Origin of the sequence: Colwellia sp. BRX9-1, from assembly GCF_014077195.1 — a bacterium.
GTDB lineage: Bacteria > Pseudomonadota > Gammaproteobacteria > Enterobacterales > Alteromonadaceae > Colwellia_A.
The window spans coordinates 14835-36750 of the sequence record NZ_JACGVM010000021.1 but is presented as its reverse complement, the minus strand read 5'-3'; the positions used below and the strand labels follow the sequence as shown (position 1 = coordinate 36750).

Sequence of the window (21916 nt, the reverse complement as noted above, 5' to 3'; positions counted from 1 at the left end):
TTTGGTTAAAATATGGCAATAATAAAAATTTCTGATGATGATTTAGTCAATACACAACAAAAAGCTAGGTTATTAAACAAAAATAAAATAATAAAAGCTGCTGAACAAGAATTTAAGAAATATGGCTTTAATGGTGCGTCCATTGCGCGTATTGCTGAAACGGCAATGTTACCCAGAAGTAACATTCATTATTATTTCACGAATAAACTCGCGCTTTATGGTGCGGTGTTAACTAATATTATCAATTTATGGAATCAAGCTTTTGCTGATATAAAGCCCAATGATGACCCAGCAAAAGCAATTGCAAGCTACATAGATGCGAAAATAGAGTATTCAAGAACTAATCCTACTCCTTCAATTATTTTTGCTAGTGAGTTACTGCATGGCGCGCCTTATTTAAGTCAATATTTGAAAACAGATTTTAAACAGTGGATCACTGACAAAGCTAACATCATTCAATCATGGCAAGCGCAAGGTAAGTTAGATGAGCAAATATCAGCTTACCATTTGTTGTTTACTATTTGGGGGGCAACTCAACATTATGCTAATTTTTCAGTTGAGATTGAAGCTGCTTTAGATAGGCCGCTGACCAATAGCGACTTTGATGATGCTAAAAGAACGATAAAACATATCATTTTAAAAGGTTGTGGTATGCAGCTTGTTGAGAAGCGCTAACAATAGATATAACTCTTATAATTTCAATCCCTTCCTGTAGAAAAATCACCAATATTTTTAAAAACATAAAGTCATTGTAATTTTTTGGCTTTGTTTATGGGCAAAAATACTTGTTTGTACTGATGGTTAATTGTAAACAAGATTGTTGACAATGTTGTTTTTGTTTCATATGCTAAGTTGATGTTTAGTAATGAATGTAAATTACACAACACAACACAAGCCTTAAGCTATAGTTAGGTTGGCAAATTAAGCCGCGCTATAAATGCAATATAAATTCTTTAGAAGGGTCAGAAATTTGGAAGCGTATTTGTTCGATGTATTAAATTTTTTAGTGCGAAGTTTTCATATCATTACCGGCATAGCTTGGATCGGCGCATCATTTTATTTTGTTATGCTAGATAATTCATTACATACACCTAAAAATCCTGCAGACACCAAAAATGGTGTTTTTGGTGAGTTATGGGCGGTACACGGTGGTGGTTTTTATCATTCGCAAAAATACATGTTGGGTCCCAAAAACCAACCTTTAGACGATAATCTTCATTGGTCTAAATGGGAAGCATATACAACGTGGATCAGCGGTTTCTTTTTGATGGCTATTGTCTACTGGTATGGCGCTGATATTTACCTTATTGATACAAGTGTTGCTGATATATCGCAAAGCACAGCCATTGCAATTAGCTTAGGCTTTATGTTTGGTGGCTACATTATTTACGATTTCTTATGTAAATCTGCTTTAGCTAAAAACGATTTAGTTTTAGGTGTTGTGATTTTTGCACTTGTCTCTACCGCCGCTTATGCATTAACACACATATTTAGTGGTCGTGGCGCTTTTATGACCTTTGGTGCCATGTTAGGTACTATTATGGCAGCTAGCGTATTCTTTGTTATTATTCCTGGCCAAAAGAAAATGGTCGAAAGGCTCATCGCAGGCGAGAAAGTTGACGCCGCCCCGGGAATAGCAGGCAAACAGCGTTCTGTTCATAACACTTATTTTACCTTACCTGTTGTCTTTGTGATGATAAGTAATCACTATGCCATGACCTATAACCATGAGTATAACTGGTTAATATTAATGGGTATTTCAATGGCAGGTGCCTTAATACGGGTGTTCTTTGTTTCGCGTCACACGCCAGGAAAACCACTAACAGGAGCGTTAGTTACTGCTGTAGTTATTATGGTCGTCGTTATCTGGGCTATGGCGCCTAAGTCAATCGTGGCGAACACTGATTCAACAGCCTCACCAGTAGAATTCTCTCAAGTTCAAGCCATTATTAAACAGCGTTGTTCATCTTGTCATGCAGACAAACCTACACAAGCTGGTTTTGCCGCTGCGCCTAAAGGCTTTATTTATGACACACCTGAACAAATTAAAGCGCAAGCCACTCAAATTTATCAGCAAGCCGTAGTCCTTAAAGCTATGCCTATAGGTAACTTAACCAAAATTACCGACTCAGAGCGGAAGTTAATTGCACTGTGGTATCAACAACGTCAAACAACAAAAGAGTAATGTAACCTTTACTTTATACAACTAAATAATCATGGAATAAAAAGTTACAACAAAACATAAACCGAGAAGATAAATGAACATGATAACCACAGTTATTAGTGCTGCATCTTTTCTATTTCTTGGTTTGAGTTCGGCTACAACACAAGCTGCTACTTTTAATACATTTAAAGTAGCAGGCTTATATGGCACAGGACATAATAAACGAAGCACTGATGGCAATGAAGCAACGTTCACTATTGCAAATGCAACAGGCTTTACGTGGGATGATAGCTATTTTTTGCCGATGTAGCCCATGTCAGTGATGCAAATTCAACAGGTTGTACACATCTCGAGTTTGCTCCTAGCTATCGCCTCTAACAAGTCACCTCCAAGATAATAAAAATGGCAGGTGACTCTGTTTCTAGTGCAAATTTACAGGTTTTTGTAACCCATGAACAACAAGACTTTAATTTTCATGCAGGAATTTGGCACATGGCCTTAATTTTAGAAAAAGACCGACTTTTTTCGTCTTTGATAGGGCCGGTGCTGGCAAACATTGTAATGAACTTACTTTAGAAAACGAAACTATTGAGTTGACATTAGCATGAGTAAAATAGATATGAATAACTACCCTCGAGACATGAAAGGATACGGAGAGCATGCACCTAAGGTTACTTGGCCAAATAAGGCAAAAGTGGCGGTGCAATTTGTGATCAACTATGAAGAAGGAGCCGAGAATTGCATTTTACATGGTGATAATGCCTCGGAAACTTTTCTATCAGAAATCATTGGCGCACAACCGTTTGTTAACGAACGACATATGAACATGGAGTCTTTTTATGAATATGGCAGCCGTGCAGGTTTTTGGCGATTACATCGTTTATTTTCTCAGCGAGGCTTACCTGTAACTGTTTTTGGTGTCGCGATGGCGATGCAACGTAACCCTGAAGCAGTTGAAGCGATGTTAAAAGCAGATTGGGAAATTGCGAGTCATGGATACAGGTGGATAGACTATCAAAATGTACCGATTGAAACCGAGCGTGAACATTTAAAAAAAGCGATAGCTATTCACAAAGAAATGACAGGACAAAAACCTAAAGGTTGGTATCTTGGCCGCATGAGTGAAAATACTCGACAGTTGGTCATGGAAGAAGGCTCTTTTTTATACGATGCTGATAGTTATGCTGATGATTTACCTTATTATGTAAAAGGTAAAGAAAAGCCACATTTAATTGTCCCTTATAGTTTAGATGCCAATGATATGCGTTTTGCTAGTCCGCAAGGTTTTAATTCAGGTGAACAGTTTTATTGTTATTTAAAAGATACTTTTGATACCTTGTATGCTGAAGGGGCTGATGCGCCAAAAATGATGTCTATTGGTTTGCATTGCCGCATTATTGGCCGACCAGGTCGTTTTGCAAGTCTGGTTAAGTTCCTAGATTATATTGGAAAATATAATGATGTCTGGGTGTGTAGGAGACAAGATATTGCAGAGCATTGGTTAGCAAACCATAAAGCAGAATAAGTAGTAAGTAGCTAAAATTATTGCAATAACAAACAATTAGCAAACCATAAAGCAGAATAAGTAGTAAGCAGCTAAAATTATTGCAATGACAAACGATTAGCAAACCATAAAGCAGAATAAGTAGTAGCAAGTACCTAGTGATACTGCAACAACACCAAGAGCCTTAATTGAAAAGGTTTGACTGGTGTTGTTGTTAACAGATTGAGCATAGGGTAAAAATATTACAATGCCCCCCTCAAAAGAAGTAAGTTGAAACAAAGATTACACTAGCAGTAAAACCAAAATATTCTGTTCTTCTAACCGCCAAAAAAGGCATGGTTAACGCACCCAAAATGCCAAGATGAGTTGGAATACGATTTAAAAATGGTGGTTTATCTTGTTGGTCACCTTTATTTGCAAAGTAGTCTGCCACATGGAGCATGATAACGTATTCTCCAACTTCAATTTTGGTGTCGCCAAGTAATCACTCGTTTTTTCATCCGTCAGTATTGATTATCACTGCTAGTAAACGGACGATTAATCTAGATTTTTTATACACATTACTCGCTTTATAGGTCAACTTTTCGATAAATACAGGTGATCTTGAGATGATTATTAAGGTGTTTTATTAAGCATAAATATTGTTTGATGTTAATAGAGTTGACTCAAAGATAGGTTGTCAACAATTATGTATGCAATCTATCGTCTTTATTGACAGGTATTGTGAATTTGTATACATTCATCAGCATTGCAGCTTTAGATAAAGACGCTTATCAGCGCAGACCTCAACAGATAATTAACATAACAATCAAAGTATAATTAAGGAATAAGTGGTTAAGGAAATGACAATATATCAACAGAAAAACTTGCTAAAAGTAGATATTGATTTAGTAAAATTCATAGAAGAAGAGGTTTTACTCGGCTTAAACATCTCTGCTGATAATTTTTGGAAATCCTTATCAACAATCACTCATCAATTAGGGCCTGAGAATAGAGCCTTATTAGTAAAACGCACTCAATTTCAGGAACAACTTGATGATTGGAATCTCGCGCATCAAGATAATTTTGATATTGAGGAATATAAACAATTTCTTTTTGATATAGGCTATTTAAGCCCTGAAGGTGATGACTTTCTTATCACCACAAACAACGTAGATAGTGAAGTAAGCTCACAAGCAGGACCACAACTTGTTGTTCCCGCCGCCAACGCTAGATTTGCATTAAATGCCGCTAATGCTCGCTGGGGAAGTTTATACGATGCCCTTTATGGAACTGATGTCATTAGTGGTGAAGATGGCGCTGAGAAAAAAGCAACGCATAATCCTATTAGAGCAGCAAAAGTAGTCGCTTACGGTCGTGAATTTTTAGATGATCACTTTCCACTCGTCAACGGCTCACATCATCAGTCATGTGCTTATACTATTGACAATAAAAAGCTTTTAGTCACTTTAGTTGATGGTCGTACTTCACTATTAAAAAATACTGAACAATTTATTGGCTTTCAGGGGGATAAGAATAAGCTCAGCTCAGTTTTACTTAACCATCATGATTTACGTGTGGCGATAGAAATAGATGCAAGCTCAGCTATTGGTAAAACAGACGCTGCAGATATAAAAGATATTACTTTAGAATCAGCATTAACCACAATACAAGACTTTGAAGATTCGGTAGTTGCAGTAGACGCCAAAGAAAAAATTCATGTTTATCGTAATTGGTTAGGGCTAATGAAAGGTGACTTAAGTGAAACTATTGATAAAGCCGGTAAAATAACTCAGCGAGTATTAAAAGCTGATAAAATTTATCAGGACCTTAACGGTGGCAACTTGAATTTGCCAGGACGCAGTTTATTATTCTGTCGAAATGTTGGCCACTTAATGACTAACGCTGCAATACTCGATCAAGAGGGCTTCGAAATTCAAGAGGGCATCATGGACGCCATGATAAGCACCTTAATAGCCTTACACGATTTACAAAAAAATAGTATTCACCGTAACTCAAGAAAGGGTAGTGTCTATATTGTAAAGCCTAAAATGCATGGCCCTGATGAAGTGGCTTTTGCTAATAAACTCTTTAATGCTGTTGAAGATGGTTTAAGTCTTGATAGATATACCATTAAAATTGGGGTAATGGACGAAGAACGTCGCACAACAGTCAACCTGAAAGAGTGTATTAGAGCCGTAAAAAATCGCGTTGTATTTATTAATACTGGTTTTTTAGATAGAACGGGCGATGAAATACATACCAGTATGTTACTAGGTCCCATGGTGTTAAAAGGTGATATGAAAGCACAACCCTGGATTAAAGCCTACGAAGATAGGAATGTAGATATAGGTTTAGCCTGCGGTTTTTCCGGTAAAGCACAAATTGGTAAAGGGATGTGGGCTATTCCTGATGAAATGGCTGATATGATGAAAATGAAAATTGCTCATCCTTTATCAGGTGCTAATACGGCATGGGTTCCATCACCAACCGGGGCTACCTTACATGCTATACATTACCATCAAGTGAATGTATTTGAGGTACAGAGTAGGATTGCGCAAAGATCTCGTACTCGTCTAAATGATATATTAACAGTACCCTTATTAAAAAAATCTGAGCAATTGGGTAAAGAGGCGATTGAAAAAGAGCTTAATAACAATGCCCAAGGTCTATTGGGTTACGTAGTTCGTTGGGTTGATTTAGGCATGGGCGCTTCAAAAGTCCCCGACATTAACAATGTTGGCTTAATGGAAGATAGAGCTACATTAAGAATTTCTAGTCAGCACATTTGTAACTGGCTAGCACACGGTATCTTATCTGAGTCTGAAGTGAGGTCTTCCTTAGAAAAAATGGCGGTTATTGTTGATCAACAAAATGCCCATGACCCTTTATATCAGCCAATGTCTGCTAACTTTGCAAGTAGTTTAGCTTTTCAAGCAGCATTAGATCTTGTCTTTAAAGGGAAAACACAGCCCAATGGTTATACCGAGCCTTTACTTCACGCTTACAGGAAAGAATTTAATGAAACCCAAACAACAAGGAAAAACGAAGATGTCAAATAAAAGTACATATTATGCGCCTACAGGTGGATTACCACCACAAACACAATTGATCTCTGATCGCGCTATTTTTACCGAAGCTTACGCAATTATTCCTAAAGGTGTGTTAACCGATATTGTTATCAGTTATTTACCCTTTTGGAATAATATGAGGATGTGGGTGCTGGCTCGTCCATTGAGTGGCTTTTCAGAAACTTTTTCTCAATACATAGTAGAAGTAACACCAAACGGCGGCTCTGAAAAACCAGAACTTGATGAAAATGCTGAAGGTGTACTCTTTATTGTTGAAGGTGAAATGGATGTTACTATCGAAGGGACAAATCACCATATGACATCAGGCGGGTATGCTTATTTGCCTGCAGGTGCTCAATGGACACTTAAAAATAATAGTTTAGAAAATGTAAAGTTCCATTGGATCCGCAAAGCTTATCAAGTCGTTGAAGGCATCGATGCACCAGAAGCTTTTGTAACCAGTGACCATGAAGTTGAAGCTATTGAAATGCCTAATACCGGTGGTGTATGGAAAACCACAAGATTTACTGAGCAATCAGATATGCGCCATGATATGCATGTAAACATTGTAACTTTTGAGCCAGGCGGCGTGATCCCTTTTGACGAAACACATGTGATGGAACATGGATTATATGTTTTAGAAGGTAAAGCTGTTTATCATTTAAACGGTGAATGGGTTGAAGTAGAGGCGGGTGACTTTATGTGGTTACGTGCTTTTTGTCCACAATCTTGCTATGCCGGTGGCCCAGGTCCATTTAGATATTTATTATATAAAGATGTAAATAGACATATGCCATTTATACGTCCGAGAAGTTAATCTCTTCTGTGCTTATAGTTACTCTATACGTACTTTTTAGTAAAATATCGAATGTGATAATAATGTTGGATATTTTACTTTAGCCTCTGGCTAACAAGAGGTTTACCTATTTCTGTTAAAGGTATCCTTGTAGGCGGAATAGGGCTCTTAGCTGCTAACATTTAAAAAAAACTATAAAGCCAGCAAAACATGATGCTAGCTACCAAGAAATGCTTGAGGTATGTCAATTAGTGAAGCTAACTTCATTTATTGATAGCTTATCGTTTGGTATTAATACTTGGCTAGGCTCTAAAAGTGTAGGATTATTAGTTGGCCAAGCACAACGATTACAGATTGCACCGTTGTTGTTACGTCCAGAAAAGGTGCTGATTTTAAACAAGCCAACCAAAGGACTAGATCGAGGCAAAGAAGAAGCGGTAATGATCAATATTCTCGCCCATGTAAGAAAACATAAACAGACGTTACTAGTTGCTACTCGTTGTTACTCATTTTTGCGACGGATTTATATTTTTACATCAGGTTAATTTTATTGAAAGTTATAGGCCAAGTATAAAATTTGATAACACGAATATTTATCATCTAGCCAAAACTTATGTTACCGGCATTACAGAAGTGTATTTAATCGCTCCCCACCTTTTTAACGTCGCCTTACATGCTTTTAACGTTCCCCTTAGGCTCATTGGCTCTAACCAAAACACCCACCGCTAAGGGATATGTTTTGAAAATTACAGCATCTTTTTATACCTTGCTCAAATTACTAATTATATTTCAATATATTAGCTTGCAAATAAACCCATTCGTTTATATGCTTTTATGAGGCAGGTTATTAAAAATAATTGGGTATTTAAATGAGTAAAGTTGTATTAATTGTCGACGATAGTATTGTTTCTCGAATGATGCTTAAAGAAATTGTTAAATCTTATATACCTGGAGTCGACATCATTGAAGCTGGAGGTGGAGAGCAGTGCTTGAGCCAATTAACGGCGGAAAGTAAAATTGATATTGCGATTTTTGACTATAATATGCCTGGTATGACAGGTATTGAATTAATCTTTGCATTAGATAAGCTAATTTCAATTCCTAAGCGCGCTTTGTTAACCGCAAATATCCAAGATGACATAAAACAACAGGCTGAGCAAGCAGGTGTTGTTTTTTTAATTAAACCGATTACCGAAGAACTCATTAGCCATTTTTTAAATAGTTAGGGAAGCATATGAAGGATAATTTATCTCCACTTGAAATTGATGCCCTCACCGAAATATTTAACATCGGTATTGGTAGAGCGGCCAACTCCCTGAATAAAATGGTATCTCAACCGGTTGATTTAACTATCCCAAAAGTCGAAATCGTCTCTAACAAAATAGCCAAATCTAAATTGAATTTTGCTAGTGATACAGAAATCAGTGCTGTAATTCAACGATTTGAAGGTGACTTTAAAGGCCAAGCATTACTTATGTTTAGCAAAGAAAGTGGTTTGCAATTAGTTAGTACTTTACTTGGTAATAAGTTTCCACCCGAGGCTTTGTCTGATCTTGAGCAAGATTCTTTAGTAGAAATAGGCAATGTTATTTTAAATGCTTGTTTTGGAACGGTTATTAACTTTCTTAAATCCTCAATAAAAATTGAAATGCCAGAGTTTATACAAGGGGATATTAATAAAGTTTATGTGTATAGCAGCGAAAATGATTGGTCATTATATATAAAAGTTAAGTTCTCTTTACCCGATGATAATATTGAAGGTTTTATCTCTTTTATTATGGATATTACCTCATTAGAGATTTTTCAAGAATCTGTGAGAAAATTTGTTTTTGGCATTACTAACAAAATTGAAGCTTAGCTCTGCTATGAATAATTTAACAAAAGATATTTTATTTAGTTCTGTGAATGATCTTTCTCTTGGTATTATCATTATTGATGAAAACCATCAGGTAGTTTTTTATAATCAGTGGATAAAAGATCACTCTGTTATAGTCGATGATAAAGGTGTTGGTTGTAAACTTGGTGATATTCTAGAGGGGTTTAACTATTCCCGCTTAAGTGATGCATGCAATGAAGCATTAACGTTAGGATTGCCCACTAAACTCTCTAATACTTTTAATCCTAAACCTTTAGCGTTATTCCATAAAAGCCATGTTGGTGATAACGATTACCGTATACAGCAGCAAATATCGATTAAAAGCATCAATACTTCCCCGAATGAACGCTTATGTGAAATTCTGATCCAAGATGTGTCTAGTTCAGTTAAAAAAGAATTGATGCTGAAAAGTTTAGCCGATGAAAATAAGAAACAACAATTAAAAGCTGAATTAGCCAATCGGACTAAGTCACAGTTTTTGGCTAATATGAGTCATGAAATTAGAACGCCAATGAACGGTGTTTTAGGCATGCTAAATTTATTATCAACGACCAAGCAAAGTCAAGAACAAGCTCATTTTACTCGACTAGCACATTCAAGTGCCGATACCTTGCTTCATATCCTAAACGACATTCTAGATTTTTCAAAAATAGAAGCAGGTAAACTTGAAGTTGAATTGATTACTTTTGACCTTTTAAGAAATTTAGGCGATTTGGTTCAGTCTTTATCGATGAATAGCAAAGATAAAAAATTAGAAATTATTCTTGATGTCACCGATGTTGGTCATCAAATGGTCATCGGTGATCCTGGTAGATTAAGACAAATCATTACTAACTTAGTTGGCAATGCAATAAAGTTTACCCCCACGGGTGAAATTGTTATTAAAGCAAAGACAGTTTTAAATGACAATGGAGATATAAAACTACATATCAGTGTCATAGATACAGGAATAGGTATACCAGCGGATAAATGTTCAATACTTTTTGATGTGTTCACCCAAGTCGATGTATCGACAACACGAGAGTATGGTGGCACAGGTTTAGGCTTGTCTATTGTAAAGCAATTATGTGAATTAATGGGGGGAGGCATTACTGTTAGTAGTGTCTTGGGTCAAGGCAGCGAATTTAGTTTTAATATCCAATTAAAACCTAGCACAGAAGAAGTGCAAACTCAGTTAGGTACTCATTTAAATGGAATTAACATTTTAGTTACTGATGATAATCTTACTCATCTTGCCGTGCTTAGCAAACAACTCGGTCTTTTGGGGGCTGAAGTTATTCAAGCTGACAGTGGTAGTAAGGCATTGGCTATATTGAAGCAATACGATAGCCATTATTTTGCTATGGCTATTATTGATATGCAAATGCCGAGCATGTCAGGTAGTGAGTTAAGCGCTGAGATTAGAAAAATTAAGTCACTTGATAAGCTTAAAATAGTGATGTTAACTTCAATGGATCAGATTGTTAAAGGTCCTTTGTCATCAACGTCAGGATTTTCAGATTATTTATTAAAACCTGTGGTCATTGATGAGTTACTTAATATCTTAGATGATACGCTTAACAAGACACAGATATTAAAAAATACGGCTGGCGTTTCAGCTAGCCTTGGAAGTAATATGTTAGAGAATAAAAGTCAGACCACTAAAGCAAAAATATTGTTAGTTGAAGACAACCGAATTAACCAACAAGTCGCTTTAGGTATATTAAGAAAGTTTGATTATTCTATTGATATTGCAGTCAATGGTGTAAATGCAATTGATATCTTAGAGAAGAAAGATCCAGAACATCCTTATGATCTTATTTTAATGGATTGCCAAATGCCAGAAATGGATGGCTATCAAGCCACTGAACATATAAGAAATAATATGGATAGTGTCTTGTTCTCGACTATCCCTATTATTGCAATGACGGCAAATACTATGAAGGGTGATAAAGAAAAATGCTTAGCATCGGGTATGAATGATTATATTTCTAAACCGATAAACCCTAAACTGTTGGAAGAGAAAATTAGTTACTGGTTGAACAAACTTAATTAATTTTAGTAACCAAGTAGTGATTTTCTTGCTAATAAAACAGAAAAATAAAAGCATGGCCACTTTTTCAATACATTAACTTTTTAAAGTATCGCTAAAATTAATTATCATCGCTCATTACTTATTTTATCTGAGCACTATCAAAAACAACATTAGCAGTAAAACTAAATGTTACTGTTAGTGCGATACAAGAGCTTCACCATGAAGTAAACCAATATATGCCGAGCAACATTGTCTAATAACGTTGCTAACGGTATATATATGATCATATTTGCATTATTGACGCTTGAATTCCTTCACATAATGCAGTGTTTTTTTTGATAAGCGGGCAACTTTAGTCTCTCTAGTCGAAACTGAAGGATAAGTTACTATGGTGATGTCATACAATCATTATTTACACTATTAGTGCTGTTATCGTCATCATTAAACTTCAGGTGACAATTTTACTTCTCGCCTATAACTCTGCACTAGACTATCGCATCAGCTTTAAAATATTGATAAAATACGTATAACTTAGGCGACTAATCCTCAACTTTAACTATTCAATAACGCCCTAGTGAAAGGAGTACATGTAAAGATGTTAGAAATAGCGGTTATATACTTAGTTGCAGCACTTGTTGCAGTGCCAGTGGCAAAGAGACTCGGCTTAGGTTCTGTTTTAGGTTATCTGTTAGCGGGAATTTTAATTAGCCCTAGCTTACTCGGCTTGGTTGGCGATCAAACCAGTGTTATGCATTTTGCAGAGTTTGGTGTTGTGATGATGCTATTTTTAGTTGGCCTAGAATTACAACCGGCCAGACTATGGAAATTGCGTCACTCTATTCTAGGCCTAGGCGGCTTACAAGTTATAGCAACAACCACGCTTATTTTTGCACTTTGTTTTTATCTATTCAGTTTGCCTTGGCAAACATCGTTAGCAATAGGGTTGATGTTGGCATTGTCTTCAACGGCGATTGTTTTGCAGACATTGACAGAGAAGGGTTGGATCAAGCAAGACGCGGGGCAAAATGCTTTTTCGGTACTCCTGTTCCAAGATATTGCGGTAATCCCTATTCTTGCGATATTACCACTCCTTGCCTTTCAAGACTTAAGTGCAGCAAAGTCTTCTGGCCATAGTTTGATTGCTCACTTACCCGTTTACGGTCAAGTGGGGATTTCTCTTGCAGTTATTGCAGCCATTATTTTAGCGGGCAAATACATCTCATCGCCATTATTTCGTTACATTGCTGAAACAAGGTTACGTGAAATTTTTACCATTGCGGCATTACTATTAGTTATTGCCATTGCACTGATTATGGAAAAAATAGGTTTGTCTCCTGCGTTAGGTACATTCTTAGCGGGTGTTGTACTAGCTGAAAGCGAGTTTAGGCATGAATTAGAGGCTGATATTGAACCCTTTAAAGGATTATTGCTTGGTTTATTCTTTATAACCGTAGGTGCTTCGATAGACTTTCCTCTTCTTTTTGATAAAATTACCTTTGTTACGCTAACGGTATTAGCCCTTATAACGATTAAAGCACTGGTTCTTTTTGTGTTGGCACATTTTTTTAAGATGAAAGGCAGCCAAAAGATACTGTTCACTTTAGCTTTAGCTCAAGGTGGTGAATTTGCTTTTGTTTTACTTTCATTAACAAGTAATCTACTTATTACCACACCAGAGCAGACTAAATTAATTACACTTATCGTTGCTATATCAATGCTTTGTGCACCATTGTTATTAATTTTATATGAGAAGGTGTTGGTGAGAAAAACTTCTTCCACACCTGAATTTGATGCTATAAAAGACCTCGAACCCACAAAAAATGTCATTATTGCTGGTTATGGACGTTTTGGCCAAATTATAGGACGTTTATTAACGGCTCAAGGCTACCATTTGTCGATTCTTGATCACAGTGCCAGCCAAATAGACTTACTCAGACGTTTTGGTAATAAAGTTTTTTATGGTGATGCCGCTCGACAAGATTTATTAGCAGCGGCAGGGGCCCAAGATGCAAAAATGCTGGTTATTGCTGTAGACGAGCCCGATAAAACATTAGATATTATTAAATTGGCTCGTAAGCACTATCCACATTTAAAAATTCTTGCACGCGCTATTGACCGACGACACGCTTATCAGATTATGCAGCTTGGGGTGACAAGTCTTAAACGAGAAACTTTTGACTCTGCTGTTAATTTTGGTATTGAAGCATTAGTGTTACTTGGCAACGATCCGGTTGAATCGGCTAGAGCAGGAGAACTTTTTGCTGAGCATGATACTGAGTCAATGACAATTTTGGCTGATAAATGGGGTGATGATAAAAGTTATGGGGTAGCGGTTAAACAACGTAGTGAAGATTTACAACAAGTATTACAAAACGATAAAATTGAGCAAAATAAACTAAAAACTCGTCAAAAAAACAACCAATAAAAGTGCTAATAACTCGATGTTATTAGCACGTTATTAACGTATTTAGCATTTATTTGGGGAATGGTCAGTAGAATAATTAACTTAGCTATTCCCCCAGCGCTACTTATGCATTTTTCTGCCATGCAAATTCTTTGAATGGTGCGTCTGTTGGCGTACTCGCAATGTGATTGGTATAGTTACTGATCACTTTTTGAGACAGGCCTAATATTATTTCTAATATTTGCTGTTCGCCATACCCAGCTTCTTTAAAACTGGCTAATTCTGTATCACTAACGTGTCCGCGATTACGAACAATAATCAAGGTCATATCTTGAAGTGCTTGTAACTTCGCGTTTGGCATTGGTGATTGATTACGCAAAGCCTCAGTAATTGCAGCATCAACTTTCATTGAATGAGCAATAGCCGTGTGTGCTGGTACACAGTAATTACAGCCGTGCTCAACATTTATTGTTTGCCAAACAACAGTTAATTCTTCTGCATCAAATGAGGTATTTGTAAATAGCTCATGAAGTTTTTGATATGCTTCAAGAAGTTGTGGTGAGCTAGCGAGTACACCATGTAAATTTGGTAACATGCCAAAAGCTTTAACTGAGCCTTCTAAAAGTGTCTTACTTGCTTGTGGAGCAGATTCAATCGTATGTATTGTTAAAGTTGTCATTTTACTTTCCTTATCATTAATTTAATTTAATTGATCAGATTAAAAATTCACGGTGAATAAGTACTTCACGTCTATGGTGCTTATTTAAAAAATGTACCGATCGGTATGTCTTGATTTTCGTATTGTACCGATCGGTACATTGAAGTCAATCGTAATTAATGAAATAAATTTTATCTATTTAAAGTTCTAGAGGTTTAGGCCATGTTAAAGAGTAAGCAACGTGTTTATCTATGCTGATTAACGAAAGGGTAATTAAAAGTGAACTGAAAGTCTTGTCGTGCCTTATTGGGGGAAGGTAAAACTTTAAATGCCCAGATAAATAATGGTAAATAACGCATTATTGTTGGTTGTGTATAGCCTTGACATTTCGTTTTTAAAAAGAGTGATCTCTTTAGTTAACGCCGATACCTTTAAGCATACTATCTACAGTATATTCTAGTTGTGATTTAGCTACGCCAGAACGAGCCATAGAGGCAGTGCCTTTTAAAAGCGTATATACGCTTAAACTGTTTGCGTCGGCATTTTTATTTAGCCCTAAAGCGATAGCCTCTAAGTCTTGATTAAAAAAATCGACATATAATTGTTTAGGAATCACTTCAGCATCTTTGAGTATCAATTTTGCTTGCTCAGGAATATCACCACTGACCAGTTCTGATTGACATAAAACTAAGTAGCATCCTTTTGCTTGCTCATCGCTGCACTGCATAGTTACAATTGACATCATATGATTTTTCAAACGATTTTTTAGGGGAATATCAGGTGCAAATAATAACGCCATATGAGGTTTCATTTTAGTATCAATATAGCACTGTGTGGCTTTAACAAATAAGGCTTCTTTGTTACCAAAAGCACTGTACATACTTGGCTTGTTAATCCCCATCTCTTTTGTTAAATCGGTGAGTGATGCGCCAACATAACCTTTTTGCCAAAAAACATTCATCGCAGCATTTAATGCGGTAGTCTCATCGAAGGATCTTCTTTTACCTTTTATCACAATATTAGCCTGTAAATTTAACTCAACTCATTGTACCTAACGGTACAGGCGCATTCAAGTAGCAAAAAATGGATAAGGTTATGGAAAAATTTACAGCAAAAGTGATTAATTTTACGATCGGGTATACTAATTTAAATGTAAAAAGGCTACCTAGGTAACCTTTTTAAAATATTACGCTAACTTTACTTAGTTATTTGAATACGCTCAATTAAGCTTTCATGTTTTGTATCTTTATTCATTGAAAAATCTAATTGAACTAACGCATTTTTTAACGTGTGGTCACTGACAGAGTATTTCCATTGCTTTAATGCCGTTAAGGCTGCTTGGTCAAATACACCGGCAGGCTTTGAATTTACGACCGCTACATTTTCAACCGCACCATTTGTCATTATATCAAACGTTAGTACTACTGAACCTTCTATATTGTCTTTTGCTGCTTGTTCAGGATAGCTAGGATTAACACGCTGAATAGGCTTAAGCTCAACTGACTTTGAGACTTTATCTCCAAGACTTTCCTGTTGGTTTCCTGCGTAACTTAATCCTGAGAGCAGAGTAACGGTGGTAAATATTACGGTAGCCAGTATTAATTTAGAGCTTTTTGGACGAGTTTTTAAATTGTTAATTCGTTCTAACATCATTTTTTTATCTCCATATTTCTTAAATGATAGTTGAGCAAATGCTAATGAAGGTGTCGACTGAGCCGCCACTAACAGCGCTTTACTATAGTTAATCCTGCTCTCTTTTGGTTTGCGCGCCAGAACGAGTTGATCACAGGAGAGTTCTTGATCTTGACGAAACCTAAAATAGCCGAGCCAAGCAAGAGGGTGAAACCAAAACAACGTTAAGCAAGTCAGCGCAATTAGGTTCCAATAAATGTCATTTCGATCAAAATGACAAATTTCATGTTCAAGAATTAGTTTTTGTTGCTCGGTACTGTAAAGCTCAAAAAAATCTTCTGGAATAATAAGTTTTTGCTGTACCAAACCCACCAACATCGGGCTATAAGTACCTGTACTTTGGTAGAGCAATATATTTGGGGGTAACACTAATGGCACCATAGACTTATTAATAGCGGTGAGCTGAAGGTGCTTGTTAAATATATGATAAGTTAACAAGCCATAAGTTATCATGGCAGCCACAATAATTAGCCAAATATAGAGAGCCCAAGACATAGAGAGGCTTTGTTTAAGTTCATCAGTTGGAGTTATCAAGTAACGTTTTATTTCAATTATTTTTGATAGGCTACTCTGCTGCCAAGGGAGTGGTAAACAATATATCACCAGCCCTAAGGGCACTATTAACCATAGTAAATAGGTATTACTAGCGCCTAAATAATGTATTAGCCATTTATGACCAACTAACAATATAGTTAGCAACAATGTTAAGGGCAGTAATAAAGTAAAAAGGTTATCAATCATTGTCTTGCTCCCATTTTGTAATGAGAAGTTTTAATTCATCAATATCTTCTTTCTTCAAATTGTTTTTTTTAGCAAAACCAGCAACTAATGGCGATACTCTTCCTCTGAATAACCGTTCGATAAAACTTTGGCTTTGAACTTCCGTATAAGCATCTCGTTCAAGTAACGGAAAATAAAGATAATGGCGTTCTTGCTTTTCAAAACCTATCGCTTCTTTTTTTACCAGACGATTTATCAGGGTTTTTACTGTTTTATCGTGCCATGGCTTATGTTTATTAAGTTGTTCAATAATGCTATTTGCTGTAGCAGGGTGTTGAGCCCACAAAGCTTCTAAAACTTCAAATTCTGTATTAGTAATTTCAGACATATTTTAATATTACAGTTGTAATCGATGCGTTGATATTACACTTGTAATCACAGCTGTCAAGTATCGAGGTGTTAAAGGTATTTATATATTTACTGGTAACCTGGTTTACATGTTTTAGTAGAGAGTAAAATCCCCTAGATATTTGCTGTATTTTACAGTCACTTTTTCTCGACTGAGATAGATAAATACCTAGAAGTTAAGCAAAGTTGGACGATATCAGCCATGGTAAGTCAATTTATAACACAGAATAAAAATAACTAAAGTGTTGTTGTTTTTAGGCGCTTATTTAACTTAAAGTACTGATTGGTATAAGGTTTGTATAAATAGAACATTGGTACTTATTCTTTGTAGCTAGGGTTGGTTTAAAAAAAGGGTCATGCTAGGTTGTTATATTTATCTGTATAATTTGATAATACCAATGAGTTTTCAGTTGTAACTAGTTATCTAGTAAAAATATTATTACATAATAAAGCTTAGTGAATTTCCTAATGCCAACAATGTCAGAGTTGTTGACGTTAAAATAATAACGTCTAGTTTTCGCTTAGTAGACAAAATTATCATTAATTCTTATATTGCTAACGTCAACAATTTTCATTCTAGGCCAATTACTTTTACTGATATTAGAGGTTTTGAGTTATAGCGTAATTGTTACTGCCGATTTATAAAACCTTACGAGGGTTTTTTATCAATAGAAGTGGTTAACTCGCTGTCTTCAATATCATCTGATTCTTGCAATATTTCAAGCATATCCGATGCAACCTCGGGGAAAGAATCGACAAAGGTACCGGCAATTTCTACTGCATGTTCAGGAATACTTTCAACCATATGGTTAACATAGTTATTGGCAGCATTTTCAATGTTTTCTGAGGTCTGTGCTGAGCCAGCTTGTTCACTGTCGATTAAATTTTGGACATAGGCTTCAGCAACATCACTTGATGATTCAGGTAGCGAATCTGATACCGTAAAGGCAAGCTCTGCTGATTGATCAGGAGCAACATCCGTTAATCGATTATAAAGCTCAGTTGCTGTATTTTCTGAGACCGCGGCGATTCTATCTATCGGTCGCATTGCATCTAAAGAATCTGATAAATTTGTCATGTATTCTTTGGTCATTTCTAGAAGTTCACTGGGGTAGTCTTCTGCCATGTTTTCAGCGGCGAGTTCCATGACATTAATACCGTCGTCAGGCATTGTATTCGCAATAGCAACAATGATATTAGTGAATTGGTCAGGGTACTCAGAGGTTATCCAATCAACTAATTGATTGGCTTTCTCAGGGCAAGCATTTGTTAATGCTTGAGCAATATGAATACTCATTTGTGGTGCTGCCGAGGTTATTGCCGCATAAAGTTTACTAATGTCTATCGCGTCTATGGTACTTAATGCTGCGGCTAAATTTGAGGCGTTTTTGGGGTCTCGAAGCACTAGCGCTTTAACCATGTTAACAGCCGCTGATGGGTTTTTACTTGCAAGGCTAATGGCAACTTCTACTTCTGGCGTTGTTTCAAATTGTGCCTCTGCATATTGTGTACGAGGATCGAGTTCCGATACTACACCGCTGGGTGTTTGCATAACAAAGCTTTCTTGTTCATCAAGCGGTAACGCTTTTCTTAGTTTCATTCGAATACTGATAAACAGTAACAGTGTTATCGCAACGATATTCATAAAACTAAATAAGGCACTGCTACCGAAAGTATCCATTACCATAGAAGCTAGGTAGGGGCCTAAAATGCTGCCCAATGCATAGATTAATAATAACGAACTCATTGCAGATAAAATTTGTTCTTTTAATACTTTATCAAAAGTCTCTGACATACTCATTGGATAAAGGCAGGCAACTAATCCCGTAATCAGCGCTACGGCTAACAAGGTGAGTTTGAACATATCTGAGGAAATAAGAAAAGGCACTAATAAACATAATACAATGAGTGTTGCGACCATACAGAGCATAACTTTTCGACGGTCAAAGTGATCTGATAAGTAGGCGATAGGGAACTGTAAAATGATCGCCCCAGAAATGGCTGTGCCCATAAAGATGGATAAATCTAAGCCGGCAATACCGTTGTTACTGGCAAAAATAGGCAGCATATTAATCAAAGCCGCATAGAGGACTCCACAGTAAAAACAACTAACCACACCTAAAGGAGATAACTTAAAAACAGTCATTAAAGACATTGATTGACTGTCTTCAATTTGTGGACCTTGTTGCTTACTAATAACGATAGGTGTGATAGACAAGCTAAATAAAATGCCGCAGATAACAAATAAAGTAATGTCATCAATAGGAGCGACATTTAATAAAAACTGACCAGAAAATAGTGCCGTCATTATCATCATCTGATTAATTGATAGTATGCGTCCTCTATTTTTTTCTGTGGCGCTGTGGCTTAACCAACTATCAAGTGTGGCATTGGTACAAACAATACAAAAGCCAGTGACAATTCTCATACACGCAAGCATTAATGGTTCTGGATACAGGCCTGAAAGTAAAATAGCGACGGAAGTTAAGCTACCACACATCGCGAATATTCTTATGTGCCCAACACGTTGTAATAACATACGGCTATAATATGCACCCAACAAAAACCCCACAGACAACATCGATAACACTAAACCAATATTGTTCATGCTCATTCCATCGCTCTGCATGCGCACAGGCAATAAAATATTACTGAGTCCATAGCCTAGCATTAACAAGAAGCCACTTATTAATACTAAAATAAAGGGTTTGAGGGTCATTATCACAAGGAATACTCTTATCTATTAGCGGAACGCTTTAACGGTTTGAATGAACGTCATATTATTTAAAATTAAATAATATGACGTTCAACTATAAATTATTGATGTTACTTCAAAGCAACTCACAGACACTTAGTATACCAAGCGCATATTAGGGTTTACAGTGGAATAAGAAAAACAGATGACTAAAGTTAGTCTGTTCGTTCAAAATTCAATCGTTACCTTTTAAATCCCACTGTTATCTCAATATTTAACAGCACTAATGACTTATACACTTCGTTGTAGTAAATGTATCTCAAGGTTAACTTATTAGCCGTATTAATCGATTATTGTTAATATACGCAGTGAATTTCTAACAGAGTGGACTATTTAAGCCAAAAAGTTGATTAACACTTGAAAGCTAGATAAATATCTCAATATGAATGTAACGAGTGGTAATATTTAAGGGGCTAATAACAGCGCCTTTGCTAATTTAATAAAGAAACCCATGAATAAAATACGTGCAAGAATTAATCTAAAAGTTGGATTACACAGTGATATCGACGCAGAAATCGCGACCTTTACAATGTTTGATGAAAACCATGAGCACATAGCGTTAATTTTTCAACAGGCCGATAAAAATCAGCAAGCACCACTAGTTCGTATGCATTCGGAATGTTTAACGGGCGATGTATTCCACTCTTCACGTTGTGATTGCGGTGAGCAGTTAGATGAAACTATCAACTTGATGAAAGAGCAGGGCGGAATTATTCTTTATCTTCGCCAAGAAGGTCGTGGCATTGGTTTATACAATAAATTAGATGCCTACGTATTACAAAGCCAAGGCATGGATACCTATCAAGCTAATAAGCACTTAGGTTTTGCAGAAGATGCCCGTAGTTTTGAAGATGCAGTGACTATGCTGCAAGCCTTAGCCGTTACAGATTTACGTTTGATCACTAATAATCCTAAAAAGATAAATGCCTTAAAAGATTATTTTAATATTGTCGAACAAGTGAATACGAGTTTGCATTTAAAAGATGATAATAACAATTATTTACGCACTAAAAAAAATCACGGTAAGCATGATTTAAAAATTGATTAAATAGTTAATCTTTAATTCCAAACCTATAAAAGTCCAACGGTACTTATGTATCAGTTGGATTTTTCTCTAAAGCATTGTATTAAATGCTTAAGCAGTCGATGGACTAAATCACTTTTAAGTAGTGCATTTAGCTAAATTCGTTATTCACTAACTAACTCAGTAGTATTAATTGTTAAAAAGGGAACGTTTATTAGATGTATAACCCGATAGTGAATTAAAAAGAAATAGTTAAATTTTAACGTATTGCTACATTAAGTATTTACTGGTTATGCTAGCTTAACAATGCCCAGTGTCCTTAATATAATTCTTATTCAATAGCGGTTATATATGTTAGAATTCGACGATATTATTATTTAAAATTATTAGGCGTATTTCATGTCTGAACACACTATTATCGACATTTGTGTTGAACCTATAGAACTATGTAAATTACTCAAAATTGCCAATATGGTTGGTGGCGGCGGCGAAGCTAAAACCATGATCAGTGAAGGTAATGTTTTAGTAAATAATGAAGTTTCAGTTCAAAAGCGTAAAAAAATTCGCCGCGGTGATATTATCGAATATAACGGTAAAATTATTGAGGTCGCTTATAATCCGACTAAGAAATCAGCAGAGTTTATCAATTCTGTCGTTTCAGTAAGTCAGAATTCAAAAAAGAAAAAAAGAGCAAGAAGTAAAGCACCGGTTATTGCATCTGAATCTGTTACAAAACCATCGAGCGAGCGCCCAAAAAGAAAGTCTACAGCACTTTAATTTTTTTAAATTTCCTCCAAATTGAAAATAAATCGCAAATTTTTCATTGGGGGAAATCCATTTACAGTTACTTC

20 protein-coding genes are annotated in these 21916 nt (G+C 36.1%); 14 read left to right on the top strand and 6 right to left on the bottom strand.

Going from position 1 to position 21916, the window contains the following annotated elements; all coding sequences use genetic code 11:
- The first annotated feature begins 12 nt into the window (after positions 1-12).
- The 5 genes from H4J76_RS16405 to puuE all read left to right on the top strand — a co-directional run bounded on the left by H4J76_RS16405 (position 13) and on the right by puuE (position 3689).
- On the top strand, positions 13-675 hold the full coding sequence (locus H4J76_RS16405; RefSeq protein ID WP_182216237.1) for a TetR/AcrR family transcriptional regulator: 663 nt from the start codon (positions 13-15) through the stop codon (positions 673-675).
- A gap of 307 nt (positions 676-982) precedes the next feature.
- A complete protein-coding gene (locus H4J76_RS16400) occupies positions 983-2185 on the top strand; it encodes a urate hydroxylase PuuD (protein WP_259364867.1) in 1203 nt (400 codons plus the stop codon).
- Between the two features lie 73 nt (positions 2186-2258).
- Positions 2259-2474, top strand: coding sequence for a hypothetical protein (locus H4J76_RS16395; RefSeq protein ID WP_182216240.1), 216 nt, complete (start codon positions 2259-2261; stop codon positions 2472-2474).
- Positions 2475-2566: 92 nt separating this feature from the next.
- On the top strand, positions 2567-2740 hold the full coding sequence (locus tag H4J76_RS16390) for an ureidoglycolate lyase (RefSeq protein WP_182216242.1): 174 nt from the start codon (positions 2567-2569) through the stop codon (positions 2738-2740).
- Positions 2741-2768: 28 nt separating this feature from the next.
- Positions 2769-3689 carry an allantoinase PuuE gene (gene puuE, locus H4J76_RS16385; protein ID WP_404842411.1) on the top strand — a complete coding sequence of 307 codons (921 nt, stop codon included), beginning with the start codon at positions 2769-2771 and terminating at the stop codon, positions 3687-3689.
- A gap of 235 nt (positions 3690-3924) precedes the next feature.
- Here puuE and H4J76_RS16380 read toward each other — a convergent pair whose 3' ends face one another.
- Positions 3925-4110, bottom strand: coding sequence for a hypothetical protein (locus H4J76_RS16380; protein WP_182216243.1), 186 nt, complete (start codon positions 4108-4110; stop codon positions 3925-3927).
- A gap of 400 nt (positions 4111-4510) precedes the next feature.
- Between H4J76_RS16380 and H4J76_RS16375 the strand changes: the two genes are divergently transcribed.
- The 7 genes from H4J76_RS16375 to H4J76_RS16345 all read left to right on the top strand — a co-directional run bounded on the left by H4J76_RS16375 (position 4511) and on the right by H4J76_RS16345 (position 13829).
- Complete coding sequence (locus H4J76_RS16375; RefSeq protein ID WP_182216245.1) at positions 4511-6709, top strand: malate synthase G; 2199 nt, start codon at positions 4511-4513, stop codon at positions 6707-6709.
- Positions 6669-7535, top strand: a complete 867-nt coding sequence (locus H4J76_RS16370) for a bifunctional allantoicase/(S)-ureidoglycine aminohydrolase (protein WP_259364865.1) — start codon at positions 6669-6671, stop codon at positions 7533-7535. Before H4J76_RS16375 ends, H4J76_RS16370 begins: the two co-directional genes overlap by 41 nt.
- Positions 7536-7765: 230 nt before the next feature.
- On the top strand, positions 7766-8059 hold the full coding sequence (locus H4J76_RS16365; protein ID WP_182216248.1) for a hypothetical protein: 294 nt from the start codon (positions 7766-7768) through the stop codon (positions 8057-8059).
- Positions 8060-8383: 324 nt separating this feature from the next.
- Positions 8384-8740 (top strand): response regulator, encoded by a 357-nt coding sequence (locus H4J76_RS16360; RefSeq protein ID WP_182216250.1) that lies wholly within the window; start codon positions 8384-8386, stop codon positions 8738-8740.
- 8 nt (positions 8741-8748) lie between these two features.
- Positions 8749-9372 (top strand): chemotaxis protein CheX, encoded by a 624-nt coding sequence (locus H4J76_RS16355; protein WP_182216252.1) that lies wholly within the window; start codon positions 8749-8751, stop codon positions 9370-9372.
- A gap of 7 nt (positions 9373-9379) precedes the next feature.
- Complete coding sequence (locus H4J76_RS16350; protein WP_182216254.1) at positions 9380-11425, top strand: response regulator; 2046 nt, start codon at positions 9380-9382, stop codon at positions 11423-11425.
- A gap of 574 nt (positions 11426-11999) precedes the next feature.
- Positions 12000-13829, top strand: a complete 1830-nt coding sequence (locus H4J76_RS16345) for a monovalent cation:proton antiporter-2 (CPA2) family protein (RefSeq protein ID WP_182216256.1) — start codon at positions 12000-12002, stop codon at positions 13827-13829.
- Between the two features lie 103 nt (positions 13830-13932).
- Here H4J76_RS16345 and H4J76_RS16340 read toward each other — a convergent pair whose 3' ends face one another.
- From H4J76_RS16340 to H4J76_RS16320, 5 genes are all read right to left on the bottom strand, one after another.
- Positions 13933-14487, bottom strand: a complete 555-nt coding sequence (locus tag H4J76_RS16340; RefSeq protein WP_182216257.1) for a carboxymuconolactone decarboxylase family protein — start codon at positions 14485-14487, stop codon at positions 13933-13935.
- 391 nt (positions 14488-14878) lie between these two features.
- Positions 14879-15481 carry a TetR/AcrR family transcriptional regulator gene (locus H4J76_RS16335; RefSeq protein ID WP_182216259.1) on the bottom strand — a complete coding sequence of 201 codons (603 nt, stop codon included), beginning with the start codon at positions 15479-15481 and terminating at the stop codon, positions 14879-14881.
- 182 nt (positions 15482-15663) lie between these two features.
- Positions 15664-16899 carry a M56 family metallopeptidase gene (locus tag H4J76_RS16330; protein ID WP_182216261.1) on the bottom strand — a complete coding sequence of 412 codons (1236 nt, stop codon included), beginning with the start codon at positions 16897-16899 and terminating at the stop codon, positions 15664-15666.
- A complete protein-coding gene (locus H4J76_RS16325) occupies positions 16892-17266 on the bottom strand; it encodes a BlaI/MecI/CopY family transcriptional regulator (protein ID WP_182175629.1) in 375 nt (124 codons plus the stop codon). The genes H4J76_RS16330 and H4J76_RS16325 overlap by 8 nt, the downstream gene beginning before the upstream one ends.
- A gap of 669 nt (positions 17267-17935) precedes the next feature.
- A complete protein-coding gene (locus H4J76_RS16320) occupies positions 17936-20005 on the bottom strand; it encodes an MFS transporter (protein WP_220466048.1) in 2070 nt (689 codons plus the stop codon).
- Positions 20006-20492: 487 nt separating this feature from the next.
- Between H4J76_RS16320 and ribA the strand changes: the two genes are divergently transcribed.
- Complete coding sequence (gene ribA, locus H4J76_RS16315) at positions 20493-21089, top strand: GTP cyclohydrolase II RibA (protein ID WP_182216265.1); 597 nt, start codon at positions 20493-20495, stop codon at positions 21087-21089.
- 375 nt (positions 21090-21464) lie between these two features.
- The gene (locus tag H4J76_RS16310; protein WP_070373769.1) at positions 21465-21842 is read left to right on the top strand and encodes an RNA-binding S4 domain-containing protein; all 378 of its coding nucleotides are present in this window, start codon (positions 21465-21467) and stop codon (positions 21840-21842) included.
- Positions 21843-21916: the final 74 nt, after the last annotated feature.